The organism is Massilia sp. DJPM01, assembly GCF_030348125.1.
GTDB classification, from domain to species: domain Bacteria; phylum Pseudomonadota; class Gammaproteobacteria; order Burkholderiales; family Burkholderiaceae_D; genus Telluria_A; species Telluria_A frigida.
This window is the reverse complement of record NZ_JAQOZV010000168.1, coordinates 1-1,433: the sequence shown is the minus strand read 5'-3', so window position 1 is coordinate 1,433 and position 1,433 is coordinate 1. Positions and strand designations below refer to the sequence as shown.

The following is a 1,433-nucleotide window of genomic DNA, read 5'->3' as shown; positions in this document are numbered from 1 at the left end:
CGACCCCGGCCAGCGAAAATGACAGCATCCACTGCCAGGGCTTTGCCCAATTGACTGCGGCGGCACCAGCGCCGGCGGTCCTGGATCTGGCGGCATTGCGCGGCCGGATGCAGCGTGGTGAATTCAGCGCTGGCCAATGTTACGAGGTCTTTGAGCAAATGGGCATCAGCTACGGTCCGGCTCACCGGGCGATTGCGGCGCTGCATGCGGGGGACGCGGAAGTGCTGGCGCGGCTGTCCTTGCCGTCATGCGGCAAGCAGTTCGTTCTTCATCCCGGCTTGCTCGATTCGGCGATCCAGGCGAGCCTGGGCTTGCTGCTGGATAGCCAGGGCATGCTTGCCGAGGTAACACCGATGCTGCCGTTTGCACTCGATCGGGTTGACGTGCTGGCGCCATGCAGCGCCGAGATGTGGGCGCTGATCGTGCCGGCCACCGATGCCGGCGCCGACAGCGCGCTGCAAAAGCTCGATATCACGCTCTGTGACGAGACTGGCCGTGTATGCGTGCGCTTGAACGGCTTCTCTTCGCGCAAAATTGGTGCCAAGACGGCATCGACGGAAGCCGCAAGTGATCAGCCGGCGGTGCGTGACATGCCACTACCGGATGCCTTGTCCGGCGTCGTGATGCTGCATCCGCAGTGGCAGCAGCAAGCGTTGCAGCCAGTGGCGGACGTGGCCGGGTTCAGCCGGCATCTGGTGCTGTTATGCGATATGGCCGCCATCTCCGCAGCCGGCATCAAGGAGGCACTGGGATCCGCACAGTGCCAATCGCTACAGGGCACGGGCGCTGATGCCGCAGCGCGTTTCTCCGGTATCGCCCGGCATGTTTTCGAGGCCATGCAAGCTTTGCTACAAGACAAGCCGCGCAGCGATGTGCTGGTGCAGGTGGTGGTGCCGGCCGATGGCGAGCAGGCAGTCCTGGCGGGCTTGTCTGGCTTGCTGAAGACGGTCGCGCTGGAGAATCCGAGGATCAGGACGCAACTGATCGCTTTGTCGGAGATTGCCGGGGCGGCGCAGCTGGCCGCCATCCTGCGCGCCGAGAGTGCGCAGGCTACGGCATCCGTGGTGCGCTATAGCGGTGCGGCCCGTTCGGTGGCGCGGCTGGATGAAATGCTCAATACGGCCGTGGCGGCGCATCCCTGGCGCGAGCAGGGGGTGTATCTGATTACCGGCGGCGCCGGCGCCCTGGGCCTGGTCTTTGCCAGGGCCATCCTGGCGCAAACGACGCAGGCAACGGTGATCCTGAGCGGCCGTTCGGCGCTCGATGAAGCGCAGCAAACGCAGTTGACGCAGCTTGGCGCCGTGTACCGTCAGCTCGATGTGGCCGATGGCGCAGCCGTGGAGCGGCTGGTGGCGGCGATCTGCGATGAGTTCGGGCCGCTCACCGGGATTTTGCACAGTGCCGGCGTGCTGCGCGACAGTTACCTGTTGAAG

1 protein-coding gene is annotated in these 1,433 nt (G+C 65.1%); it reads left to right on the top strand.

Annotation, left to right across the window (positions count from 1 at the left end; translation table 11 throughout):
• Nucleotides 1-107 precede the first annotated feature (107 nt).
• A partial coding sequence (locus PO883_RS34405; RefSeq protein ID WP_373890142.1) for an SDR family NAD(P)-dependent oxidoreductase occupies nt 108-1,433 on the top strand: 1,326 nt, incomplete at its 3' end.